The following is a 23,097-nucleotide window of genomic DNA, read 5'->3' as shown; positions in this document are numbered from 1 at the left end:
GCCGAATCTTCATCTCTGGCCAGAAGCGCGGCGTCTTCGGTGTCATCAAGCGCGAGCTGCGCCGCCGTTCCGCCATCGAACCCATCATCGGACACCTGAAGACCGATGGCCACCTCGGCCGCTGCTACCTCAAAGGCCGCGCCGGCGATGCGGCCAACGTCATCCTCTCAGCCGTCGGCCACAACTTCCGCCGCATCCTCGCCTGGATCAGAGAACTCTTGTGCCTGTTCCTGATCCAGCTCTGGCGCACGCGCGCCTGTCCGGCCCCGCTCAATTCGGCTTCTTAACGGACGACTAGTTATGGATCCCGCATGTCTGCCGCCCACGATCTCCTGTTCCGGACGCTCGCCGATCCGACCCGGCGGGCGATCTTCGAGCGGCTGTGCCGCGAGGGCGAGCAGACCGTCGGGGCCCTGACGGCGCGATCCGGCGTGTCCCAGCCGGCCGTCTCGAAACATCTCGGCGCCCTGAAGCAGGCCGGCCTGGTGCGCGACCGCCACGAGGGACGCCAGACCCATTACAGCGCGCGGCCCGGTGCACTCAATCCGCTGATCGACTGGACCGGCCAGATGGCTTCCTTCTGGCAGAACCGGCTCGACGCGCTCGACGATCTCCTGAAGAGGATGGACCAATGACCGAAGCCGCGACCGAAAAGCGTTCAGTCGTCATCGAGCGCGAATTTGCCCATCCGGCTGAACGGATCTGGCGCGCGCTGACGCAGCCGCATCTGATCGAGGAATGGCTGATGAAGAACGACTTCAAGCCGACCGTCGGTCATCGCTTCAACCTGCGCGGCGAATGGGGCGGCGTGCTGGACTGCGAGGTGCTCACCATCGAGCCGCAGAAGACGCTCGCCTACACCTGGAATTTCTCTCACGAGGACGCCGCGTTCGACCTCAAGAGCGTTGTGACCTTCACGCTGACGCCGACGAATACCGGCACGCATCTGCGCGTCGAGCAGGCGGGCTTCAGCCCGACGCAGAAGCAGGCTTTTGGCGGCGCGCATGCCGGCTGGAAGCAGTTTCTGGCCAGGCTGGACGACGTGCTGGCGCGGGCAGGCTAGCTCCGCCGCCGCCAGCTTTGATAAGTTTCGAGGGAGGACTCAATGAGCACGCATATGTGGATTCGGCAGATTCATCGCTGGCTGTCGATTGCCTTCACGCTTGCGGTCATCGCCAACATCGTGGCGATGATCATGCAGGTCCAGGCCGTGTGGATCGGCTTCCTCGCGCTCGTGCCGCTGATCCCGCTGCTCGCGACCGGGCTCTATCTGTTCGCGCTGCCCTATGTCCGTCGCGGCACCCGCGTGAACGAGGCGCGATGATGAAGACGGCGAAGAAGACTGGCGCGAAGGACGCGAATGCGGCTTCGCCTTCCAGGATGATCGACGGCCGGATCACGGAGCTCGGCGACTGGCGCGGCGCGATGCTGAGTCGAATCCGCGGCCTGATCAGCGAGGCCGCCCCCGATGTGGTCGAAGAGTGGAAATGGCGCGGCGTTCCCGTGTGGGAGCACCACGGCATCATCTGCACCGGCGAAACCTACAAGGACGTGGTGAAGCTGACCTTTGCCAAGGGCGCGGCGCTGGAGGATCCGGCCGGGCTGTTCAATTCCGGCCTCGACGGCAACGTGCGGCGCGCGATCGATATTCGCGAAGGCGAGACCATCAACGAGAAGGCGTTGAAGGCGCTGATCCGCGCCGCGGTGGGGCTGAATGCGTCAAAGGCGAAGAAGAAGCCGGCGAAACGATCGACTTAGAACTTCGTGTAGCCACGAACGCCTTCCTTCTCCCCTTGTGGGAAAAGGATGAATTGGCCGAAGGCATTGAGAAGAAAGGTTCTTCCCGCTTTCGGCCTCCGGGCGATACTGTAAACCGATACTGTATTTCCCCGGACCCACCTATCCCCATAAAAAAGGCCCCGTATCGGGGCCCGGGCCCTTTGATAGGGCCCGGATCGGAGGGGCGGCCATGCGGCTCAATTATCATCGGGCGGCGAATGCTGGCGGCGCCGTCGTAGCAGATCAGGCGCGTTAGAAGTCCGCTATGCCATCAACAGCGGTACGAAGGCGGACATCGCCGGAGTTCCGTGTCGGGCCAGAAGCCGACGTTCACTCGCCGTCCGCTCCTCTCAGGCTACGGCACGACTAGCACTGGCACACTTCCATTGGCCAAGACCTCAGATGTCTGGCTGCCCAAGAACAGCTTTCTGAGGCCGCGGCGACCGTGAGAGGACATGACGATCAAATCGCAACCGCGAGATTCTGCGGTTTTGATGATCGCGGTGGCCGGGTGCGAATCTGGAATATGCAAGAGCTCTGCAGGTACTGCGAATTGCGTTGCCATTGCGCGAGCTCCGTCGAGGACCTTCCTGGCCTGCTCCTCGTTGGCGGCGACAAATCGATCCATCTCGTCCTGCGAGGGGATGATCGCTCCCGCGTGCCCGCTCCCAAAGTCGATGTACATCTCTTCAGTGACGGTGATGATCGTGACTTTGGCGTCGAGGGCCTTCGCCAGGAGAATGCCGTGCTTCACGCCTTTGGCCGCGACATCCGAGCCGTCCGTGCTCAACAGAATATTGGTGTACATTGTGGATCCCTTTTGGGTTGAGCTCATCATCGCACCAACTTTATCCGTTGTGTGGTGGCCGTCCACTCCCGGACACTCCTCGCGATCTCAGTGCACTTTTATGAAAGCCCACATTGTCCGCCTTGGGCGGGCGCCAAAGCTGCAAAAGTAAGACCAAACCGAAGGTTGTAGTATAGCGGATTGGTTCAGGCCCAGCTTGAAAACGCGAATGTCCGATCAAACTCGCGCCTAAGAGTTGAAGGCGGGGGAAATGAGAATGCCGCAGTTTACCGTCAGCGTCTGCTTTCGCAGGCCCGGAATTGCATGGGATCAGGGTACGTCCAGAGACATCACCACGGTGACCGAGGCGGACAATGGCGTTCAAGCCGTGATGACCGTGCTTGGGTCAATTGAGTTCGACGAGCGTGCGGAACTGGTGCACTTCATTCATGTTGGACATCCTGACCCGTGAAGCCGAACTCGAAGGACCTTGCAGTAGAGGAGAGGCGGCGCTCCTGATCGCGATGGTCCTTCGGATCAATGCCGCGCTTGACGAGACGGGCGCGTTGTCGCGCGCGGTCATCGCATCGGAGAGCGAGACTTCCGGGTAAGCGCCGATCGCGAGCGTTTTCCGTGTGCCGACCTTGTAGTCGTAGCGCCAGAGCTTCGATCCATTGGTCTTGATCAGCAGATAGAGATTGCCCCCGACCGTGCGGCGATAGTCCTCGGCGGCGGCCTTGAGATTGCGAACCTGTACGTCGGTGGTGATGGCTTTCATGATACTTGCCGGTTTGGCTTTCGGTTGCCTGCCGGGGCGCCGATACTGTAATCGGTACTGTAAAGGCCCCCGGCTAGCGGCTTACGGCGGCGGATAACCGTTGACGGGAACGTATCGAGAAAGGTTCGTCGTTCAATGGGTTACGAGGTCTTCCGGATAACAAAGGATGGCCGCGAATAGCTAACCTTTTCCCCTTGTGGGAGAAGGTGGCGCGCTTTGGAGCGCAATTGCGCTCCTGAGCGCGCCGGATGAGGGGGCTCTCTCGACACGGGAAAGTGTGGAGAGAGACCCCTCACCCCAGTGAGCTTGCGTCTGCCGGCGGCGCTGCCCTCTCCCACAGGGGGCGAGGGCACATCAACGCACATCTCGCGGTATTGCTTCGCCCAATCGGCCGCCTCACGCCACCGCCGCGGGAATCGGACGCGGGCTCACGACGTATTCGCGCAGGACCTTGTCGTTGGCATCGACCTCGATCAGCGCGACGTCGTAGGTCCAGAGATCGGCGAGGTGCTGGAGCACGCGCTTGGCGTCGGTCTCGTTGAGCTGGGAGCCCTTGATGACGTGGTGATGCAGGATCAGCCGGCGGTCGCCGGCGAGGTCGACGTCGACCACCTCGATGTTGGCGTCGATGAAGCCGACATCGTGCTGCCGCGCCAGCTCGCGGCGGACGCGGCGGAAGCCGCGCTCGTCATGGATGGCATCGACGCGGATGCCGGCGCGCTCCTCGGGATCGTCGTGCAGATGGAACATGCGGAAGTGCCGCATCAATTTGGGACTCAGGAACTGGCCGATGAAGCTCTCGTCGCGGTAGTTGGCCCAGACGTCGCGCAGCACGCCCATGACGTCGTTCTTGCCGGCGATGTCGGGGAACCACTCGCGGTCCTCGTCTTCCGGCCTGGTGACGATGCGCTCGATGTCCTGCATCACGGCAAAACCGAGCGCATAGGGGTTGAATCCCGAGAAGCGCGGGTCGTCGAACTCGGGCTGGAACACCACGTTGGTGTGCGATCCCAGGAATTCGAGGAAGTTGCCGTCGGTGATGCGGCCCTGCTCATGCAGCTTGGTCATGATGCGATAGTGGACGTAGGTCGCCGTCCCCTCGTTCATCACCTTGGTCTGGCTCTGCGGATAGAAATATTGCGCGATGTGGCGGACGATGCGCAAGAGCTCGCGCTGCCAGGGCGCCAGCCGCGGCGCGCTCTTCTCCAGGAAATAGAGCAGGTTCTCCTGCGGCAGGCCGAGCAGCTTGCGGCGGCGCTCGATGCTGAGCGTGGACCGGCTCTTGGCGACGCCCTTGGGCACCGTGCGCCAGAGATCGTTGAAGACCTCCTCCTCATGCTGGCGGCGGCGCCCTGCCCGCTTCTCCTCGGCGCGCAGATCGAGCTTCTTCTTGCCGGGATAGCGGTCGATGCCGTGCGACATCAGCGCGTGCGCGGCATCGAGCGTGCGCTCGACCTCGATGCGGCCGTAGCGGTCCTCGCACTGCATGACGTAGTTCTTGGCGAAGTCGAGATAGTCCAGGATGCCGTCGGCATCGGTCCACTGCTTGAACAGATAATTGTTCTTGAAGAAATGGTTGTGGCCGAAGGCCGCGTGCGCGATCACCAGCGTCTGCATCGTCGCCGTGTTCTCCTCCATCAGATAGGAGATGCAGGGCGAGGAGTTGATCACGATCTCATAGGCGAGCCCCATCAGGCCCTTGCGATAGGACGCCTCATGGAAAGCAAAGTGCTTGCCGAACGACCAATGCTTGTAGAACAAGGGCATGCCGACCGAGGAGTAGGCGTCCAGCATCTGCTCGGCCGTGATGACCTCGATCTGGTTCGGATAGACGTCGAGCCCGAGATCCTTCAACGCCACCTCCTCGCAGGCATCAGTGATGCGCTGCAAGGTGTGGAAATCCCAATCGGCGCCTTCGAACAATCGTTCCGTCATGGAGCGGTCTTCTCCTGGGCAGTTTCGCGGCGCTGGAACAAGTCGTGGAACACCGGAAAGATCTCGCTGCGCTCCGAGACCTTGCGCATCGAGAGCGGTGCGCCGCTGTTGCGCAGGCGCTCGTAGAGCGTCCACAGCGAGGAGTCGGAGAGATCGAAGGCGCTGCCGCCTGCTTCCCCGACCTCGAGATAGGCGAAGAACTGGCAGACCGGCAGGATCTTCTCGGTCAGCAGGAGCCCCGTGAGCTCGCCGTCGGAATAGGAATTGTCGCCGTCGGAGGCTTGCGCGGCGTAGATGTTCCAGTCCGACGGGTTGAAGCGCTCGCGCACGATCTCATGCATCGCCTGGAGCGCGCTGGAGACCAGCGTGCCGCCGGAGGCCGGGCCGTAGAAGAAGGTCTGCTCGTCCACCTCCTCGGCGCGGTCGGTGTGGCGGATGAAGACGATCTCGACATGCTTGTAGCGGCGCTTCAGGAACACGTAGAGCAGCATGTAGAAGCGCTTGGCCAGGTCCTTCATGTGCTCGGACATCGAGCCGGAGACGTCCATCAGGCAGAACATCACGGCCTGCGCGACCGGTTTCGGCACCGTCTCGAAGCGCCGATAGCGGATATCGAGCGGATCGATGAAGGGAATGCGCTTGGACTTCGCCTTCAGCCTCTCGAGTTCAGCGAGCAGCTCCGTGCGCTCGTCCTCGTCCGTGCATGCGGCGATGGCGGCTTCCAGCTCCTCGATCTCGTCCTTGCGGGGACGCTTGAGCGCGATGCGACGCGCAAGCGCGAGCTTCACCGTCCGGCTCACCGAGATGTTGGCGGGCGAGCCCGACATGGTGTAGCCGGCGCGCTGGATGCCCTCGCTCTCGGTCTGCGCGATCTTGCGCTTGGCGAGATCCGGAAGCTCGAGGTCATCGAGGAAGAGATCGACGAACTCGTCCCGGCTGAGCACGAAGCGGAAGGCGTCCTCGCTGTCGCCTTCGCCGGGACCGGAATCCTTGGCACTGCCCTGGCCGGAGCGCTGCAGATAGTCGCCTTCGACGAACTTCTTGTTGCCGGGCAGGACCATGTCCCGCGTTCCGCCTTCACGGCGGAAGCGCGGCTCGTGCATGCCGTCGAGCGGAATCGTGACCTCACCACCCTCCAGGACGTCCTTGATGTCGCGTTCCTGCGAGGTCTTCTTGACGGCGCCCTGCACCAGGGACTTGGCCCGACGCAAGAACCGCTGACGGTTCTCAAGACTCTTGCCGCCTGGATTCAGGCGCCTGTCAATAATGTGGATGGGCACTTTTCCATTCGCCTCCCAGGCGCCTCAACCGGCCTGCTTCACGCGCATGTACCATTCGACGAGCCGGCGAACCTGACGCTCGGTGTAGCCGCGCTCCACCATGCGTGCCACGAATTCGCCGTGCTTCTTCTCCGTCTCGCCGTCCTTCTTCGACCCGAAGGAGATGACCGGAAGCAGGTCCTCGACCTGGGAGAATATCCGCTTTTCGATCACATCGCGAATCTTCTCGTAGGAGGTCCAGGTCGGATTCTTGCCGCCGTTCTGGGCCCGCGACCGTAACGAGAATTTGACGACCTCGTTGCGGAAGTCCTTGGGGTTGGCGATCCCCGCCGGCTTCTCGATTTTCGTCAGCTCCTGGTTCAAAAGCTCGCGATCAAGCAGCTGGCCGGTGTCGGGATCCTTGAAGTCCTGGTCCTCGATCCAGGCGTCGGCATAGTCGACGTAGCGATCGAACAGGTTCTGGCCATAATCCGAGTAGGATTCGAGATAGGCCTTCTGGATCTCGTTACCGATGAACTCGGCATAGCGCGGCGCCAGCTCCGCCTTGATGAATTCGAGATAGCGCTTCTCGGCCTCCTCCGGCAGCTGTTCGCGGCGGATCGCCTGCTCCAGCGCGTACATCAGATGCACGGCGTCGGCGGCGACCTCCTGCGGATCGTGGTTGAAGGTCGCAGCCAGGATCTTGAAGGCGAAGCGGGTCGAGACGCCGTCCATGCCCTCGTCGACGCCGGCGGCGTCGCGGTATTCCTGGACGCTGCGCGCCTTCGGGTCGGATTCCTTCAGGCTCTCGCCGTCGTAGACCCGCATCTTGGCGAACAGGGTGGAATTCTCGTGCTTGCGCAGGCGCGACATCACCGAGAACCGAGCCAGCGTCTCCAGCGTCGACGGCGCACAAGGAGCCGACGCCAGCTCGGAGCCCTGGATCAGCTTCTCGTAGATCTTCTGCTCCTCGGTGACCCTGAGGCAGTAGGGCACCTTGATCACGCAGATGCGGTCGATGAAGGCCTCGTTGTTCTTGTTGGCCTTGAAGCTCGCCCACTCGGCCTCGTTCGAGTGCGCCAGGATGATGCCGGTGAAGGGGATCGCACCGATATTCTCGGTGCCGATGTAGTTTCCTTCCTGCGTTGCGGTCAGCAACGGGTGCAGCATCTTGATCGGCGCCTTGAACATCTCGACGAACTCGAGCACGCCCTGGTTGGCGCGGTTGAGGCCGCCGGAATAGCTGTAGGCGTCGGGATCGTTCTGGGCGTAGGTCTCGAGCTTGCGGATGTCGACCTTGCCGACCAGCGAGGAGATGTCCTGGTTGTTCTCGTCACCGGGCTCGGTCTTGGCGATCGCGATCTGGCGCAGCCGCGACGGCTGGATCTTTGCGACCCGGAACTGGGAAATGTCGCCGCCGAAGGCCTCCAGCCGCTTGTAGCACCACGGGCTCATCAGGCCGGTGAGACGACGGCGCGGAATGCCGTACTTCTCTTCCAGCATCGGGCCGAGCTGATCGGGATCGAACAGGCTGAGCGGGCTTTCGAACACGGGCGAGAGTTCGTCGCCGGCCTTGAGCACGTAGATCGGATGCACTTCCATCAGTGACTTCAGCCGCTCGGCGAGCGAGGACTTGCCGCCACCGACCGGGCCGAGCAGGTAGAGGATCTGCTTGCGCTCTTCGAGACCTTGCGCCGCGTGACGGAAGAAACCGACGATACGCTCGATGGTTTCTTCCATGCCGTAGAAGCCGGCGAAGGCCGGATAGGTGCGGATCGTGCGGTTCAAAAAAATACGGCCAAGGCGTGGGTCCTTGGCCGTGTCAATCGTCTGGGGCTCACCGATCGCCGCTAGCAGTCGTTCGGCCGCGTTCGCGTATTTCATGGGATCGCTTCGACACGATTCCAGATATTCCGCCATCGACATGTCGTGCTGGCTTCTCGCCTCGAACGACCGAGCGAAAGCGTTGAACAAAGAATCGTTGTACATGATCCCTCTCCGCGTGAGTTCCGCTACAAGCTGAAACGAAAGCAGTTACCGGACCGTTCCTCAGGCCGTTTCGAATCAGCGTGAGCACATGACGATCATTGGACACCCGGGTGCCAACTCGACGCAACGCACAACGTAGGCACTCTCTGAGTTACGAACAGGCACATGCCTGTAATTTGTGCGAATCTTTGTCTATATTGGCTCATTTCCAGAAAATGTCACTCGGTCGCAACATCCGGGCATTCCCGGGGATACGTCCATCCGGCAATGCAGCATAGCGATCCGGGCGCGGCGATCTTATGACACTTGTACGGCGAAGCCTTGTACGCCGAGCCCTGTACCCCGAAGCCTTGGGGACCGCGTTCATCTTTCCTGCTGCAATGCAGTGCGCGGGCTGCTGGCCGCGTGACAGTCGCGGCAAGCGCGCAGCAGTGTATCAAAATCGGTCGCCTGGCCCTCCGACCGGATGACGATACGATCATTCTGGCGATCATCCTGCGGCTGCGGCATTCTTCAACCGAAATGTCGGCGCGACGCCGACATAGTCATCGTCATCTCGTCGTCGCCAAGACCATCCCAGCAGTCGATGGCAAGGCTCGCACTGAGCAAGATCATGCAAGGCCCGCCGCGACCAGCAGCCGCAGTCGCATCGACTGGAATTTGGAGATCACGCAATCCGTCGGCGAGACCGCAGACGCAACCTACCGCTGGCTATTGGCAACGGCCAGCGCCAAATCTTCGCGGCGGGCGAACATGTGTTTCCCAGCATGGCCCCTCGCGGCCACACCACATCACAACACCCGCTGGATCGCCATGATCGCGACGGAGTTACACCGGAGGGTATGACGCACGTACCCTTGATTGGTTCCCTCCCGGGAGCATGTAAGCTAGAGGATAGCGCGTCAGGACCGGCGCGGAAACCCCCTCGTCCGCAGGCTTGGAGAAAATAAACATCATGAATCCCGTCAAAGAACTGGAAAAGCACGGACAAGCGGTCTGGCTCGACTTCCTGGCCCGTGGCTTCATCGCCAAGGGTGACCTGAAGCGGCTGATCGACACCGACGGCGTCAAGGGCGTCACCTCCAACCCGTCGATCTTCGAGAAGGCGATCGGCAGCTCGGACGAATACGATGCCCCGATCGGCAAGGCGCTGAAGCGCGGCGACCGGAATGTGGCCGACCTGTTCGAGGCCGTCGCGGTCGAGGATATCCAGAACGCCGCCGATGTGCTCCGCCCGGTCTATGACCGCCTCAAGGGCGGCGACGGCTATGTCAGCCTGGAAGTCTCGCCCTATCTCGCGATGGACACATCAGGCACGGTCGCCGAGGCGCGGCGGCTCTGGAAGGACGTCGGTCGCAAGAACCTGATGGTGAAGGTGCCGGCAACGCCGGAGGGCCTGCCGGCGATCGAGCAGCTGATCGGCGACGGCATCAGCATCAACATCACGCTGCTGTTCTCCAAGGCGGTGTACCTCGAAGTGGCCGAAGCCTACATCGCTGGGCTCGAAAAATACGTCGCAGGCGGCGGTGACCCCTCGCATGTTGCGAGCGTGGCGAGCTTCTTCGTCAGCCGCATCGACTCGGTGGTCGACAAGCAGCTCGACGAGAAGATCGCGCGCGCCAACGATCCATCCGAGAAGGAACGGCTCGCCGCGCTCAAGGGCAAGGTCGCGATCGCCAATGCCAAGCTCGCCTATCAGGACTACAAGCGCCTGTTCTCGGGTCCCCGCTGGGAGAAGCTCGCCGCCAGGGGCGCCAAGCCGCAGCGCATGCTGTGGGCCTCCACCGGGACCAAGAACAAGGATTACAGCGACGTCCTCTATGTCGAGGAGCTGATCGGTCCCAACACCATCAACACCGTGCCGCCGGCGACGCTGGATGCGTTCCGCGACCATGGCAAGCCGCGCGACAGCCTGGAGGAGAACGTCGAGGACGCAAGGCGCGTGCTGGAGGAACTGGAGCGCTCCGGCATCTCGCTCGAGGCGATCACCGAGGAGCTGGTCAAGGACGGCGTCAAGCTGTTCGCCGATGCCGCCGACAAGCTCTACGGCGCCGTCGCGCACAAGCGCGCGGTCGTGCTCGGGCCCGCACTCGACCGCCAGCTTCTCTCGCTCGGCGACGGTCTCGGCAAGGCCGTGACTGAGAGCACCGAGGACTGGCGGGCGTCCGCCAAGATCCGCAGGCTGTGGCGGCGCGACAAGTCGGTCTGGACCGGTGCGGACGAGGACAAATGGCTGGGCTGGCTCGACAGCGCGGCCAAGGCCGACATTGCCGATTACGAGGACTATGCGGGCCGCGTGAAGGGCCAGAAATTCTCCGATGCCGTCGTGCTCGGCATGGGCGGATCGAGCCTGGGGCCCGAGGTGCTGGCCGAGACCTTTGGCAAGAAGCCCGGCTTCCCGAAGCTGCACGTGCTGGATTCCACCGATCCGGCGCAGGTGCGGGCGATGGAGGCGAAGATCGACATCGCCAACACCGTGTTCATCGTCTCCAGCAAGTCCGGCGGCACCACAGAGCCGAACGCGATGAAGGACTATTTCCATGAGCGGGTTGCCGAGGCCGTCGGGCCGAACGTGAAGACCGGCCATCGCTTCATCGCGGTCACCGATCCCGGCTCGTCGCTGGAGAAGGCGGCGAAGAAGCTGAGCTATGCCCGCATCTTCCATGGCGAGCCCTCGATCGGCGGCCGCTATTCGGTGCTATCGCCCTTCGGCCTCGTGCCGGCGGCGACCGCGGGCGTTGACGTCAAGACCTTCATCAAGCATGCGCTGGCGATGGCCCGCTCCTGCGGGCCGGACGTGCCGCCAGCTGAGAACCCGGGCGTGCAGCTTGGCCTCGCCATGGGCCTCGCAGGCCTCGAGGGCCGCGACAAGGTGACGATCCTGGCGTCGAAGAAGATCGCCGATTTCGGCGCCTGGGCCGAGCAGCTCATCGCGGAGTCCACCGGCAAGGAAGGCAAGGGCCTGATCCCGATCGAGGGTGAGCCGCTCGGCGATCCCAGCGTCTATGGCAACGACCGGTTCTTCATCGACATCCGTGTCGACGGCGAAGCGGACGCTGCCCACGATTCGAAGCTCGCGGCGATCGAGGCGGCGGGCCATCCCGTCGTGCGCATCGTCATGAAGTCGATCGAGCATCTCGGCCAGGAGTTCTTCCGCTTCGAGATGGCGACGGCAGTCGCCGGCGCGATCCTCGGCATCAATCCGTTCGACCAGCCCGACGTGGAAGCGGCCAAGATCAAGACCCGCGAGCTCACCGCCGCGTTCGAGAAGACCGGCGCGCTGCCGGAAGAGCAGCCGGTGGTCAGCACCGACGAGGCCGATCTCTACACCGACGAAGCCAACGCCACCGCACTGCGCGCCGCCGGCGCCAATGGCGATCTCACCTCCTGGCTGAAGGCGCATCTCTCCCGCTCGAACCATGGCGACTATGTCGCCCTGCTCGGCTACATCGCGCGAGACAAGGCGACGATCGACGCGCTCCAGGCCATGAGGTTAGAGGTACGCGAGAAGCGGCATGTTGCGACTTGCGCAGAGTTCGGCCCGCGCTTCCTGCACTCGACGGGACAGGCCTACAAGGGCGGGCCCGACAGCGGCGTGTTCCTCCAGATCACGGCGGACGATGCCAGGGATCTGCCGGTACCGGGGCAGAAGGCCAGCTTTGGCGTCATCAAGGCTGCGCAGGCACGCGGCGATTTCGACGTGCTCACCGAACGCGGCCGGCGCGCGCTGCGTGTGCACCTGAAGGGCGGAGTCAAAAAAGGCCTCGCTGCGCTCAATGCGGCGCTCAACGACGCACTGAACTAAGGGAATCTCTCACATGCAACTCGGCATGATCGGCCTCGGCCGGATGGGCGGCAACATCGTTCGCCGCCTGATGCGACAGGGACATTCGACCGTAGTCTACGACAAGGACGCCAGGGCCGTCGCCGGCCTTGCCGCCGACGGTGCGACAGGTTCGGCGACTCTGGAAGAGTTCGTCGCGAAACTCGAGCGGCCGCGCGCGGCCTGGGTGATGCTGCCTGCGGGACACATCACCGAGACGACGATCGAGACGATCGCGGGCGTGATGCAGGCGGGCGATGTCATCATCGACGGCGGCAACACCTTCTGGCAGGACGACGTCCGCCGCGGCAAGGCATTGAAGGCGCGCGGCATCCACTATGTCGACGTCGGCACCTCCGGCGGCGTCTGGGGCCTCGACCGCGGTTACTGCATGATGATCGGCGGCGAGAAGCAGGTGGTCGACCGGCTCGATCCGATCTTCGCCGCGCTCGCGCCCGGCGCCGGCGACATTCCGCGCACCGAGGGACGCGAGGGCCGCGATCCCCGCATCGAGCAGGGCTACATCCATGCCGGCCCCGTGGGCGCCGGTCATTTCGTCAAGATGATCCACAACGGCATCGAATACGGCCTGATGCAGGCCTATGCCGAAGGCTTCGACATTCTCAAGAATGCCAGTATCGAGGCCTTGCCGGCGGATCACCGCTACGATTTCGATCTCGCCGACATCGCCGAAGTGTGGCGGCGCGGCAGCGTGATTCCGTCCTGGCTGCTCGACCTCACCTCGACCGCACTCGCCGACAGCCCCCAGCTGTCGGAGTACTCCGGCTTCGTCGAAGATTCCGGCGAAGGTCGCTGGACCGTGAATGCCGCGATCGACGAGGCCGTGCCGGCCGAGGTTTTGACTGCGGCGCTCTACACACGTTTCCGTTCCCGCAAGGAACACACCTTCGCCGAAAAAATTCTCTCTGCGATGCGTGCAGGGTTCGGCGGCCACAAGGAGCCGAAGCAGCCGGGCGCGGCGAAGCCCAAATGAGATCGAGCAGGACGTAACAAGCGAAGGCCGAACATTCGTGACAAAAGACCCGCAGCCAAAGCGCAAGCCGGAAAATTGCGCCTTCGTCATCTTTGGCGTGACCGGCGACCTGACCCACCGGCTGGTGATGCCATCGCTGTACAATCTGGCGGCCGAGAATCTGTTGCCGGAAAAATTCTGCGTCGTCGGCGTCGCCCGCAAGGGCCAGTCGGATGACGAGCTGCGCGACAGCCTGATGAAGGGCCTGCGCGAATTTGCGACGCGGCCTGTCGACGATGACATCGCCAGGCAGCTGCTGCAATGCGTCACCTTCGTCGAGGCCGATCCGAACGACCCGCCGTCGTTCGACCGCTTGCGCGAGCATCTGGATTCTCTGGAGTGCTCGCAAGGCACCGGCGGCAACCGCCTGTTCTACCTCGCGACCCCGCCGGCCGCATTCGCGCCGACCGCGCGGGAGCTCGGCCGCACCGGACTGATGAAGGAGAACGGCGCCTGGCGGCGGCTGGTGATCGAGAAGCCGTTCGGCACCGATCTCGCCTCGGCCCGCGCGCTCAACGCCGAACTCCTGAAGATCATGGACGAACACCAGATCTACCGGATCGATCACTATCTCGGCAAGGAGACGGTTCAGAACATCCTGGTGCTGCGCTTCGCCAACGGCATGTTCGAGCCGATCTGGAATCGCAATCACATCGACCACATCCAGATCACGGTCGAGGAGAAGCTCGGCGTCGGCCATCGCGGCGGCTTCTATGATGCCACCGGCGCACTGCGCGACATGGTGCCGAACCATCTGTTCCAGCTGATGTCGCTGGTCGCGATGGAGCCGCCGACGCGCTTCGACGCCCATTCGGTCCGCTCCGAGAAGGCCGAGGTGCTGACGGCGATCCAGCGGCCGAGCCGGGACGAAGCACTGAAGAGCTCGGTGCGCGCGCAATACCTCTCGGGCCGCATCGGCGACGAGGAGATTCCGGACTATCGCAAGACCGCGGACGTCAAGCCCGGCAGCACCACCGAGACCTATGTCGCGCTCAAGCTGATGATCGACAATTGGCGCTGGGCCGGCGTGCCGTTCTATCTGCGCACGGGCAAGGCGCTGGCGCACAAGCGCACGGAAGTCGCGATCAAGTTCAAGCAGGCGCCGCTGTCGATGTTCTCAGGCACGGCGGTCGACCGCCTGTCGCAGAACTTCCTCACCATCGGCATCGCGCCCACCGAGACCATCGAGCTTCAGTTCAACGCCAAGATCCCGGGACCGAGCGTCACCATCGACGGCGTCGAGATGAAATTCCGTTACGGCGACTATTTCCGCGCCGATCCCTCGACCGGCTACGAGACGCTGATCTACGACTGCATGATCGGCGACAACATCCTGTTCCAGCGCGCCGACGGCGTCGAGGCCGGCTGGCAGGCGGTGCAGCCGTTCCTGGACGCCTGGACAAGCGCCGGCACCAACGGGATCGAAACCTATGAAGCCGGCAGCGACGGCCCCGCCTGCGCCGATGAGCTGCTGCGACGCGACGGGCGAAGCTGGCGGAAGTACTCGTGATAGCCGCGGCCGACCAGCCGAAGCTGATCGTCGAAGCTGATGCCGAAGCTCTTGCCCGCGCCGCGGCCGAACGGGTGATGGCACGGCTCGCGGCCAATCCCGGACGGATCGCGATCTGCCTCACCGGCGGCTCCAGCCCGAAGAAGCTCTATCAGTTGCTCGGCAGCGAAGCCTGGCGCGGCAGGATTCCATGGGACCGCGTGCACTGGTTCATCGGCGACGAGCGCTTCGTACCCGAGAGCGATCCGCTCAACAACATGGCGATCGCGCGCGCGGCGTTTCTCGATCGCAATGCGCCCGCCGGCCATATCCACCCGATTCCGACCGCGGCCGAGAATCCGGATGCCGGCGCGGACGCCTATGCGCGCGAGCTGCAGGCCTTCTATGGCGCAGACCAGCTCGATCCGCAGCGCCCGCTGTTCGATCTCGTCCTGATGGGCGCCGGGCCCGACGGCCACACCGCCTCGCTATTTCCGGGTTATCCCGAGATCGAGGAGACCCGACGCTGGGTCGTCGGCGTCGCCAAGGCCAATGTCGCGCCCTTCGTGCCGCGGGTCTCGCTCACCCTGCCCGTTCTGGCCTCCTGCCGCGAGATGCTGTTCGAGATTGCCGGTCACGACAAGCAACCGATCTTGACGCGCCTCTTCAATGGCGAGAATCTGCCGGCCTTGCGCGCGCGCTCGAATGGCGAGACCGTCTGGCTGGTCGATAGGGCCGCGCTTCCGGAGGACATTCGTGGGCCGCGCTGAAGCACCTTGTGCATTGATCGTGATGGGCGTGTCGGGTTCGGGCAAGAGCACGGTTGCGAAGGCGCTCGGCGAGCGGCTCGGCTGGCGTTTCGAGGACGGCGACAGCTTCCATCCCGCCAGCAATGTCGAGAAGATGCGGGCCGGCCATCCGCTCACCGACGAAGACCGCTGGCCCTGGCTCAATGCCATCGCCGACGAGATCGCGCGCGTGTGCGGACGCGGCGAGCACGTCATCATCGCCTGCTCGGCGCTGAAGCACACCTATCGCGACGTGCTGCTACGCGGTCGCGACGACGTCCGCTTCGTCTTCCTGAAGGGCACGAAGGAGCTGATCGCCGAACGGCTGGCGCATCGCAAGGGGCACTTCATGCCGCCGGAGCTGCTCGCGAGCCAATTCAACACGCTGGAGCCGCCCGAGGCCAGCGAGCACGTCGTCACCGTCTCGATCGACGAATCCGTCGAAGCGATCGTGGACGGCGTGGTGCGCCAATTGAAGCTGGGCGGCGCGGTACCCAAGGTCCTGCCATGACGCAAATCTCACTCGTGGTCTCCGATGTCGACGGCACGCTGCTGACCAAGGACAAGACGCTGACCGAGCGCGCGAGAGGCGCGGTGCAGCGGCTGCACCAGGCCGGCATCGGCTTCACCATCACCTCCAGCCGCCCCGCGATCGGCATGCGCTTCCTGATCGAGCCGCTGGCGCTGTGGCTGCCGGTCAGCCCGTTCAACGGCTCCTCGATCGTCGATCCCGAGATGAGGCCGGTCGAGCAGCACCTGATCCCCGCGCGCGCGGCCGAGCGGTCCTTGCAGATCCTCCGCGAGTTCGGCGCCGACATCTGGCTCTTCACCACCGACAAATGGCTGATCGACAATCCCAGCGGCAGCTACGTCGCCCACGAGCAGCACACGATCCGCGCCGACCCCACCATCGTGTCCGATTTCTCGCCCTATCTCTCGAGCGCCTGCAAGATCGTCGGCGCCAGTGCCGATGCCGCGGGGCTCGCGGCTTGCGAGAAGGCGATGCAGGAGGCGCTCGGCAGCGAAGCCACCGCGGTGCGCTCGCAGACCTACTATCTCGACGTCACCCCGCCTGGCTTCGACAAGGGCACCTTCGTCGAGGCGATGGCCAAGCGCCTGGGCATTGCGACCGGCGCGGTCGCCACCATCGGCGACATGCAGAACGACCTCGCAATGTTCCGCGTCAGCGGCACCTCGATCGCGATGGGCAACGCCGCCGACAACGTCAAGGACCAGGCCACCCACGTCACCGCGAGCAACGAGCAGGACGGTTTTGCCGAGGCGATGGAGATGATCCTGAAGTGGAATGGGGTTGGCTGAGCTTGCTGCGCGCTCGTTCAACCTCTCCCGCTTGCGGGAGAGGTCGCCGCGTAGCGGCGGGTGAGGGTTCTCGCCTCTCGGGGGCTCTCGCCAGCGGAGAGAGCCCTCACCCCAACCCTCTCCCGCAGGCGGGAGAGGGAGCGCACCTCCCTCGGAGCGCCCAGCTTACTTCGATCGCTGCACCGCCGCCTTCTCGCTCTCCTGCCTTGCCGCCGACAGATTTTGCGCCGTGTTGATCAGCGCGATGTGGGTCAGCGCCTGCGGGAAATTGCCGGTCTGGCGCCGTGTGACTGAATCATATTCCTCGGCCAGCAGGCCGATGTCGTTGGCAATCCCGGCCACGCGATCGAGCAAGGCTTGCGCCTTGTCGAGATCGCCTGACAGCACATAGGCGTCGGCCAGCCACAGGCTGCAGGCCAGGAACGCGCCTTCGAGCGGCGGCTGGTCCGCCGGCAGCTCGCGCGGATCGTGCCGCAGCACGAAACCGTCGCGCATCAGGCATTTCTCGACGGAAGCGATGGTGCCGCGGATGCGCGGATCGGAGGGCGGCAGGAAGCCGACGGCGGGCAGCAGCAGCACGCTGGCATCGAGCAGCTTCGAGCCGTAGGATTCGACGAAGGCGTTCTCCTCCGCATCGAAGCCCCGGTTGCAGACGTCGCGATGAATCGCATCGCGCAAGGTGCGCCAGTGCAGGAGCGGCGCCTTGAAGCCGAAGGTCTCGGCGCTCTTGATGCCGCGATCGAATGCGACCCAGGTCATCACCTTGGAGAAGACGTAGTGCTTGGGCTGTCCGCGCCGCTCCCAGATGCCGTGATCGGGCCGGTCCCATACCTCGGCCAGATGATTGAGCACGGCGCATTCCAGCGCCCAGGTCTCGTCGTCGAGCTGGAGCTTGGCCATGCGCGACTGGTGAAAGGCATCGATCAACTCGCCATAGACGTCGAGCTGGAGCTGCGCATGCGCGGCGTTGCCGACCCGCACCGGCTGGGCACCCTCGTAGCCGCCGAGCCAGCCCGCCTCCCATTCCAAGAGCCGCCGCTGTCCCCAGATGCCGTACATGATCTGCATGTTCGCCGGCGAACCGGCGGCCGCGCGCAGCAGCCAGTTGTGCCAGGCCAAGGCTTCCTCGGTGTAGCCCGAGTTCATCAGCGCCAGCAGCGTGAAGGTCGCATCGCGCAGCCAGCAGAAACGGTAGTCCCAGTTCCTGCTGCCTCCGAGCTTTTCCGGCAGTGAGGTGGTGGGCGCCGCGACGATGCCGCCGGTCGGCGCGAAGGTCAGCGCCTTCAGCGTGATCAGCGAGCGCAGGACGAGATCCTGGTATTCGCCGTCGCGGGTGCAATGGCTGCACCAGTCCTGCCAGAACTTCTCGGTCTCCTGAAGCGCCAGTTCCGGATCGATCGGCGCAGGCGGCTCGAGATGCGAGGGGCCGTAGGTCAGCACGAAAGGCACGGTCTCGCCTTCCTTCACCTCGAAGTCGGAGACGGTGGTCAGGTCCTCGCCGCGGGTCTCGATCGGCGTGCGCAACACCGTCATGTCCTGGCCGGCGATGGCCATCAAGGAATGGTCGATCCGTCGCACCCAGGGAATGTCCACGCCGAAGCCGAAGCGGATGACGAGCTCCATCCGCATCTTCACGGTGCCACGGATGCCGCGGACCAGCCGCACGATGTCCGACGCCTTGCCGCGCGGCGGCATGAAGTCGATCAGCGCGACGGTGCCGCTCTTCGTCTCAAAACGCGTTTCGAGAATGAGGGTATTGCCGAGATAGCGCCGCGAGATGCGGGTCGCGGTCTCGCTCGGCGCGATCAGCCAGCGCCCGTTCTTGGGCGTGCCGAGGATGGCGGCAAAGCAGGCGTCGGAATCGAAGGCAGGCCAGCACAGCCAGTCGATCGAGCCGTTGCGCCCGACCAGCGCCGCGGTCTCGCAATCGCCGATCAGCGCATAGTCCTCGATCCTCTGAGACAATGTCGTGCAAACCCTGCAAATCCCCGACCGGTCAACTCCCGCCGGGCAATGAACGTTCCCGCGTCGCGGCCTTCAAGGCCGCGAGATCGATCCTGGACGCGATCTTGTCGAGCGCAACAGGAAGGCGCTGGCGCCAGTTCGGGTGCTCGTCGATCGTGCCGGGAATGTTGGGCTGGTCGATCACGCCCAGCAGGTCTTCCATCGACACCGCGAGCAGCCGGGACGGCGTGCGCGACAGGAAGGCGAGCACCGAATAGAGGTCGTTCGCTCGAATCCCGTTCTGGCGCAGGATCTCGTCGAGCCTGCCGAGCGCATCCCAGCGCGCCTGGTCGTTCTCGCCGGGATCGAGCCCAAGCGAGCGCTTCATCCTGAGGTCGCTGAAGGAGCGCCAGCCGGCATAGGTCGATAGGTCATGCGTGTTCAGCGTGACCAGCGCATTGGGCCTGTAGTGGTCGGCATTGCGGAAATGGCCGGCATCGTCGCGCTCGAACATCATGACGAGATAGGACCAGATGCCGAAATCCTGCATCATCTCGCGAAAACCTTCAGGCACGGTGCCGAGGTCCTCGCCGATCACGATGCATCGATGGGCCGCGCTCTCGCGCGCCACGGCCGCCAGCAGCGCCTCGAACGGCATCTGCACATAGGCGCCGTTGTCGGGCTTGAAGCCGCGCGGCACCAGATAAAGCCGTTTCAGGCCGAGCACGTGATCGAGCCGGATGGCGCCGGCATGGCGCATCGACGCCGCGAGCATGTCCGCGAACGGCACGAACGACTGCGCCTCGAGCCCCCCGGCGTTGAAGCCGGCGAGACCCCAGTCCTGTCCGATGGTGTTGAGCACGTCGGGCGGCGCGCCGACGGCGAGATGGCGGGAAATCGCCGTCTGCTCGTTCCAGGCATCGAAGCCGTTGGACTGCACGCCGACGGCGACGTCGAGATAGAGCCCGACCCGCATGCCGAGCCGGCTGGCGAGCTCCTTGGCGGCATGCAGCTGGCTGTCGGCGGTCCATTGCACGAATTCGACGAACTCGACCTCGCGCTTGGCCGGGCCATTGCGCAGCTCGGCGCATTTCGCCTGATCCGGCTGCTGCCATTCCGACGGCCATTCCCACCAGGGGGCGGCGAAGCGATGGCGCAGCACCTCGAAGCAGGCAAAGCGGGACAGCAGCGGCGCGCGGGCGGCCCGGAAGCCGTCAAACGCCTTGCGGCGCGCCGCGCTCGCGCTTGTCACGAAGCTGTCAAAGGCGGCGCGAAGACCCAGCCATTTCAACGACGCCATGTCGGCATAAGGGACGCGATCACCTTCGCGCAGGCGGGCGGCCGTTGCGGCCGCGTCGGGCACGAGGTCGGCCGAGAATTCGGGAATCGCCTCGACGTCGATATAGAGCGGGTTGAGAAAAAGCCGGCTGTTCGGCGAATAGGGGCTGCAATCGGCCGGGTGGTCGTCGAACAGGACATGCAGCGGATTGAGCCCGACGCCGTCGGCCCCGAGCTGCTTGGCAAGCCGGACCAGGCCTGCGAGGTCGGTGAAGTCACCGATGCCCCAGTTGCGGTCCGAACGGACGCTGTAGAGCTGGACGGCGAGCAGCCAGCCGCGGTCGAAATCGCCGCCGAAGGCGCGCTCGGGCGCCACGATCATCGGCACCTCTTCCGTCACGCCTTCGGCATCGGTCAGTGTCAATCTGTGATATCCGAGCGGCAGGCCGGCAGGCCAGGCGATGACGGGCTCGCGTGTCTCGCCCTGGGCGATCACATTGCCGTTGCCGTGGATTTTCCATTGCAGCGGCGGCGCACCGATGGCCGCCAATTCCGTGCGCGGATGCCCCAATGCGCGGACCACGACCGGACCGCTGACGAAGCGGTAGACCCGCCTCTCCGGCAGGGCGTCGAGGATGGATTCGAGCGCCTCCGGCGCGGTGACCCGCAGCTTGCCGAGGGCGTCAACGAATTCGGACTGAACGCCCTTGATCCGGGCTTGAGCTAAAAGATCCATTCGGCACGCAGCTTGCAGGCCATTGTTTGGCCAAGGGCATCGATTTTAACGAGGTCGCGGAAGAGGTTAGTCAGGGGTAACTCGCAAACTGCGCTTGCCGTTCCCCAAGGAACCAATGACACACAAGCGGCTTCTATAATGGTACCAAGCGTCGGTTCCCGGCAAGGGAAACGGGCTCCTGCTTTCTTGTCAATGGCATCACCGTGAACAAGACAATTCAAACTGTCGAAAGTGCCGCAGCCGGCAGCGCTTTCCTGGTCGAGGATGTCTATCCCTCGATCGACGGCGGCCGCTTCGCGGTGAAGCGGATCGCGGGCGAGCCGATCCAGGTCTGGGCCGACATCTATCGTGGCGGCGACGCCGTGATCGCCGCCGCCCTGATCTGGCGCCGCGAGCAGGAGCGCGAATGGCGGAGCGAACCGATGACCCATCACGGCAATGACCGCTGGTCCGGTGCGTTCACACCCGTTGAGCCCGGCCAATATGTCTACGCGATCGAAGCCTGGACCGATGAGTTCGCCACATGGTCTCACGCGGTCGCGCGCAAGCGGCGCACAGGAGCCGATGTCAGCCTCGATGCGATCGAGGGCGCCGGCCTTTTGACCAAGGCGCATGGCGCGCGACAGGACGCAGCGGCGATCATCATCAGGCAGTGCGAGGACTACTTAAGGAACGGTGACGTCGCTTCGCTGCTCGCAACCGAGCTCGGAGAAGCCATGGCCGAAAGCCAGTCCCGGCCCGACCTGACGCGCTCGCAGCTCTTCCCGCTGACCATAGACCGCGACAAGGCGCGCTTTGGCGCCTGGTATCAGATGATGCCGCGTAGCCAGAGCGCATTGCCGGGCCGGCATGGCACGCTGCGTGACTGCATCGCGCGCGTGCCTGATATCGCCGCCATGGGCTTTGACGTGCTCTACTTCACGCCGATCCATCCCATCGGCCACACAAGCCGCAAGGGCCGCAACAACGCGCCGGTGGCGCGTGACGGCGATCCCGGCTCGCCCTATGCGATCGGCTCGGCCGAGGGCGGCCACGATGCCCTGCATCCCGAGCTCGGCACGATCGAGGATTTCCGTGCACTGGTTGCGACCTGCCTCGAATACCGCCTCGAGCTGGCGCTCGACTTCGCCGTGCAGTGCTCGCCGGACCATCCCTGGCTGACGCAGCATCCGGAATGGTTCAAATGGCGGCCGGACCGCTCGGTCCGGACGGCCGACGGCCCCTATTCCGACATCGTCATCCCCGATTTCGGCTCGGTGGATCGGGCCGGCCTGTGGAACGCGTTTCGCGATGCCATGCTGTTCTGGATCGACCATGGCGTCACCATCTTCGCCATCGACAATCACGACACCGCGCCGCTTGCATTCTGGGAGTGGCTGATCCGCGACATCCGCCACCGTCACCCCGAGGTGATCCTGTTCTCCAAGACCTATGCACGGCCAAAACTCATGAAAGGCCTCGCCAAGCTCGGCTTTGCACAATCGTTCACCTATTTCCCCTGGCGCACGGAAAAGTGGGAGCTGGAGCAATATCTCGGCGAGCTGACGCGCCATCCCGAACGCGATTTTTATCGTCCGCACATGTTCGTCAACACGCCTGACCTGTTGCCCTACCACCTCCAGAGCGGAGAGGCCTGGGCATTCAAGTCGCGCGTCGCGCTGGCGGCGACGCTCTCGGGCAATTACGGCATCTACAGCGGCTTGGAGCTGCTGGAGCATGAAGCGGTCCCCGGCCGCGAGGAATATCTCGATTCCGAGAAGTACCAGATCAGGCAGCGCGACTGGGACAAGCCCGGCAACATCAAATCCTACATTGCCGGGCTCAATCGCGTCCGCAACGAGAACGCGGCGCTGCAGCAGACGGCCAATCTGCGCTTCCTCGGCATCGAGGATGGCGAGACGATCGCCTTCGCGAAGGAGGCGGCTGATCCGGCCAACACCGTCGTCATCGTGATCGCGCTGTCACGCCGGGTGCGCGAGTTCTGGCTGCCGCTCGGCGACGTCACCATTGACGCCGGTGGACGGCGCCACCATGTGACGGAACTCGAAGACCTTCTCACCGGCGAACGGTCCCGCATCGAATGGGGCGGGATCAGGTTGCGTATCGATCCCGACCGCGACCCGGCGCTCCTGTTCCGCTGCCTGGCGTAAGGGTTCACG

General features: G+C 64.1%; 20 protein-coding genes. 13 read left to right on the top strand and 7 right to left on the bottom strand.

The window, feature by feature from the left end:
- From H1B27_RS33085 to H1B27_RS33065, 5 genes are all read left to right on the top strand, one after another.
- Positions 1-287 (top strand): transposase (locus tag H1B27_RS33085; protein ID WP_197965649.1); only part of this gene is annotated, 287 nt, incomplete at its 5' end.
- Positions 288-311: 24 nt separating this feature from the next.
- On the top strand, positions 312-635 hold the full coding sequence (locus H1B27_RS33080; RefSeq protein WP_061879421.1) for an ArsR/SmtB family transcription factor: 324 nt from the start codon (positions 312-314) through the stop codon (positions 633-635).
- Positions 632-1,063, top strand: coding sequence for an SRPBCC family protein (locus tag H1B27_RS33075; RefSeq protein WP_197968920.1), 432 nt, complete (start codon positions 632-634; stop codon positions 1,061-1,063). Before H1B27_RS33080 ends, H1B27_RS33075 begins: the two co-directional genes overlap by 4 nt.
- A 42-nt stretch (positions 1,064-1,105) precedes the next feature.
- Positions 1,106-1,324, top strand: a complete 219-nt coding sequence (locus H1B27_RS33070) for a hypothetical protein (protein ID WP_197968919.1) — start codon at positions 1,106-1,108, stop codon at positions 1,322-1,324.
- Positions 1,324-1,758, top strand: coding sequence for a DUF1801 domain-containing protein (locus H1B27_RS33065; RefSeq protein WP_376709016.1), 435 nt, complete (start codon positions 1,324-1,326; stop codon positions 1,756-1,758). The genes H1B27_RS33070 and H1B27_RS33065 overlap by 1 nt, the downstream gene beginning before the upstream one ends.
- 376 nt (positions 1,759-2,134) lie before the next feature.
- Here the strand turns inward: H1B27_RS33065 and H1B27_RS33060 are convergent, their stop codons facing one another.
- From H1B27_RS33060 to H1B27_RS33040, 5 genes are all read right to left on the bottom strand, one after another.
- The gene (locus H1B27_RS33060) at positions 2,135-2,587 is read right to left on the bottom strand and encodes a universal stress protein (RefSeq protein ID WP_197968917.1); all 453 of its coding nucleotides are present in this window, start codon (positions 2,585-2,587) and stop codon (positions 2,135-2,137) included.
- 385 nt (positions 2,588-2,972) lie between these two features.
- On the bottom strand, positions 2,973-3,344 hold the full coding sequence (locus H1B27_RS33055) for an Arm DNA-binding domain-containing protein (protein WP_197968916.1): 372 nt from the start codon (positions 3,342-3,344) through the stop codon (positions 2,973-2,975).
- 396 nt (positions 3,345-3,740) lie between these two features.
- On the bottom strand, positions 3,741-5,279 hold the full coding sequence (locus tag H1B27_RS33050; protein WP_061877062.1) for a SpoVR family protein: 1,539 nt from the start codon (positions 5,277-5,279) through the stop codon (positions 3,741-3,743).
- On the bottom strand, positions 5,276-6,553 hold the full coding sequence (locus tag H1B27_RS33045) for a YeaH/YhbH family protein (RefSeq protein WP_197968928.1): 1,278 nt from the start codon (positions 6,551-6,553) through the stop codon (positions 5,276-5,278). The genes H1B27_RS33050 and H1B27_RS33045 overlap by 4 nt, the downstream gene beginning before the upstream one ends.
- Positions 6,554-6,583: 30 nt before the next feature.
- Positions 6,584-8,527 carry a PrkA family serine protein kinase gene (locus H1B27_RS33040; protein ID WP_061877064.1) on the bottom strand — a complete coding sequence of 648 codons (1,944 nt, stop codon included), beginning with the start codon at positions 8,525-8,527 and terminating at the stop codon, positions 6,584-6,586.
- Between the two features lie 405 nt (positions 8,528-8,932).
- Here H1B27_RS33040 and H1B27_RS33035 point away from each other — a divergent pair, with 405 nt between their 5' ends.
- The 7 genes from H1B27_RS33035 to H1B27_RS33005 all read left to right on the top strand — a co-directional run bounded on the left by H1B27_RS33035 (position 8,933) and on the right by H1B27_RS33005 (position 16,980).
- Positions 8,933-9,373 carry a hypothetical protein gene (locus tag H1B27_RS33035; protein ID WP_197968915.1) on the top strand — a complete coding sequence of 147 codons (441 nt, stop codon included), beginning with the start codon at positions 8,933-8,935 and terminating at the stop codon, positions 9,371-9,373.
- Positions 9,374-9,482: 109 nt separating this feature from the next.
- Entirely contained in the window at positions 9,483-12,332 is a 2,850-nt protein-coding gene (locus H1B27_RS33030) for a bifunctional transaldolase/phosoglucose isomerase (RefSeq protein WP_197968914.1), read from the top strand.
- A 13-nt stretch (positions 12,333-12,345) separates the two neighbouring features.
- Entirely contained in the window at positions 12,346-13,344 is a 999-nt protein-coding gene (gene gnd, locus H1B27_RS33025; RefSeq protein ID WP_197968913.1) for a phosphogluconate dehydrogenase (NAD(+)-dependent, decarboxylating), read from the top strand.
- 37 nt (positions 13,345-13,381) lie between these two features.
- Positions 13,382-14,893: a glucose-6-phosphate dehydrogenase gene (zwf, locus tag H1B27_RS33020; protein WP_197968912.1), complete on the top strand. Its 1,512-nt coding sequence runs from the start codon at positions 13,382-13,384 to the stop codon at positions 14,891-14,893.
- A complete protein-coding gene (gene pgl / locus H1B27_RS33015) occupies positions 14,893-15,642 on the top strand; it encodes a 6-phosphogluconolactonase (RefSeq protein WP_197968927.1) in 750 nt (249 codons plus the stop codon). The genes zwf and pgl overlap by 1 nt, the downstream gene beginning before the upstream one ends.
- A 22-nt stretch (positions 15,643-15,664) precedes the next feature.
- Entirely contained in the window at positions 15,665-16,171 is a 507-nt protein-coding gene (locus tag H1B27_RS33010; protein WP_061877069.1) for a gluconokinase, read from the top strand.
- Complete coding sequence (locus H1B27_RS33005; protein WP_197968911.1) at positions 16,168-16,980, top strand: HAD family hydrolase; 813 nt, start codon at positions 16,168-16,170, stop codon at positions 16,978-16,980. The genes H1B27_RS33010 and H1B27_RS33005 overlap by 4 nt, the downstream gene beginning before the upstream one ends.
- A 165-nt stretch (positions 16,981-17,145) precedes the next feature.
- Here H1B27_RS33005 and H1B27_RS33000 read toward each other — a convergent pair whose 3' ends face one another.
- Complete coding sequence (locus H1B27_RS33000) at positions 17,146-18,945, bottom strand: glycoside hydrolase family 15 protein (RefSeq protein ID WP_197968910.1); 1,800 nt, start codon at positions 18,943-18,945, stop codon at positions 17,146-17,148.
- Positions 18,946-18,976: 31 nt separating this feature from the next.
- The gene (gene malQ / locus H1B27_RS32995) at positions 18,977-20,938 is read right to left on the bottom strand and encodes a 4-alpha-glucanotransferase (protein ID WP_197968909.1); all 1,962 of its coding nucleotides are present in this window, start codon (positions 20,936-20,938) and stop codon (positions 18,977-18,979) included.
- Positions 20,939-21,141: 203 nt separating this feature from the next.
- On the opposite strand from malQ, the gene H1B27_RS32990 reads away from it, so the two are divergent.
- The gene (locus H1B27_RS32990; protein WP_197968908.1) at positions 21,142-23,088 is read left to right on the top strand and encodes a maltotransferase domain-containing protein; all 1,947 of its coding nucleotides are present in this window, start codon (positions 21,142-21,144) and stop codon (positions 23,086-23,088) included.
- Positions 23,089-23,097 lie beyond the last annotated feature (9 nt).

Source organism: Bradyrhizobium diversitatis (genome assembly GCF_016031635.1).
Lineage (GTDB): Bacteria > Pseudomonadota > Alphaproteobacteria > Rhizobiales > Xanthobacteraceae > Bradyrhizobium > Bradyrhizobium diversitatis.
Note: the sequence above shows the minus strand (reverse complement) of the source record. Positions and strands in the feature narration are given on the sequence as shown.

Excerpts from the sequence above, each read along its gene's own strand:
- H1B27_RS33040 (WP_061877064.1), bottom strand. The coding sequence starts at position 8,527 with ATGTACAACGATTCTTTGTTCAACGCTTTCGCTCGGTCGTTCGAGGCG.
- H1B27_RS33030 (WP_197968914.1), top strand. The coding sequence starts at position 9,483 with ATGAATCCCGTCAAAGAACTGGAAAAGCACGGACAAGCGGTCTGGCTC.
- H1B27_RS33075 (WP_197968920.1), top strand. The coding sequence starts at position 632 with ATGACCGAAGCCGCGACCGAAAAGCGTTCAGTCGTCATCGAGCGCGAA.
- malQ (WP_197968909.1), bottom strand. The coding sequence starts at position 20,938 with ATGGATCTTTTAGCTCAAGCCCGGATCAAGGGCGTTCAGTCCGAATTC.
- H1B27_RS33065 (WP_376709016.1), top strand. The coding sequence starts at position 1,324 with ATGAAGACGGCGAAGAAGACTGGCGCGAAGGACGCGAATGCGGCTTCG.
- H1B27_RS33005 (WP_197968911.1), top strand. The coding sequence starts at position 16,168 with ATGACGCAAATCTCACTCGTGGTCTCCGATGTCGACGGCACGCTGCTG.
- H1B27_RS33050 (WP_061877062.1), bottom strand. The coding sequence starts at position 5,279 with ATGACGGAACGATTGTTCGAAGGCGCCGATTGGGATTTCCACACCTTG.
- H1B27_RS33080 (WP_061879421.1), top strand. The coding sequence starts at position 312 with ATGTCTGCCGCCCACGATCTCCTGTTCCGGACGCTCGCCGATCCGACC.
- H1B27_RS33055 (WP_197968916.1), bottom strand. The coding sequence starts at position 3,344 with ATGAAAGCCATCACCACCGACGTACAGGTTCGCAATCTCAAGGCCGCC.
- H1B27_RS33010 (WP_061877069.1), top strand. The coding sequence starts at position 15,665 with ATGGGCGTGTCGGGTTCGGGCAAGAGCACGGTTGCGAAGGCGCTCGGC.
- H1B27_RS33070 (WP_197968919.1), top strand. The coding sequence starts at position 1,106 with ATGAGCACGCATATGTGGATTCGGCAGATTCATCGCTGGCTGTCGATT.
- gnd (WP_197968913.1), top strand. The coding sequence starts at position 12,346 with ATGCAACTCGGCATGATCGGCCTCGGCCGGATGGGCGGCAACATCGTT.
- H1B27_RS33060 (WP_197968917.1), bottom strand. The coding sequence starts at position 2,587 with ATGTACACCAATATTCTGTTGAGCACGGACGGCTCGGATGTCGCGGCC.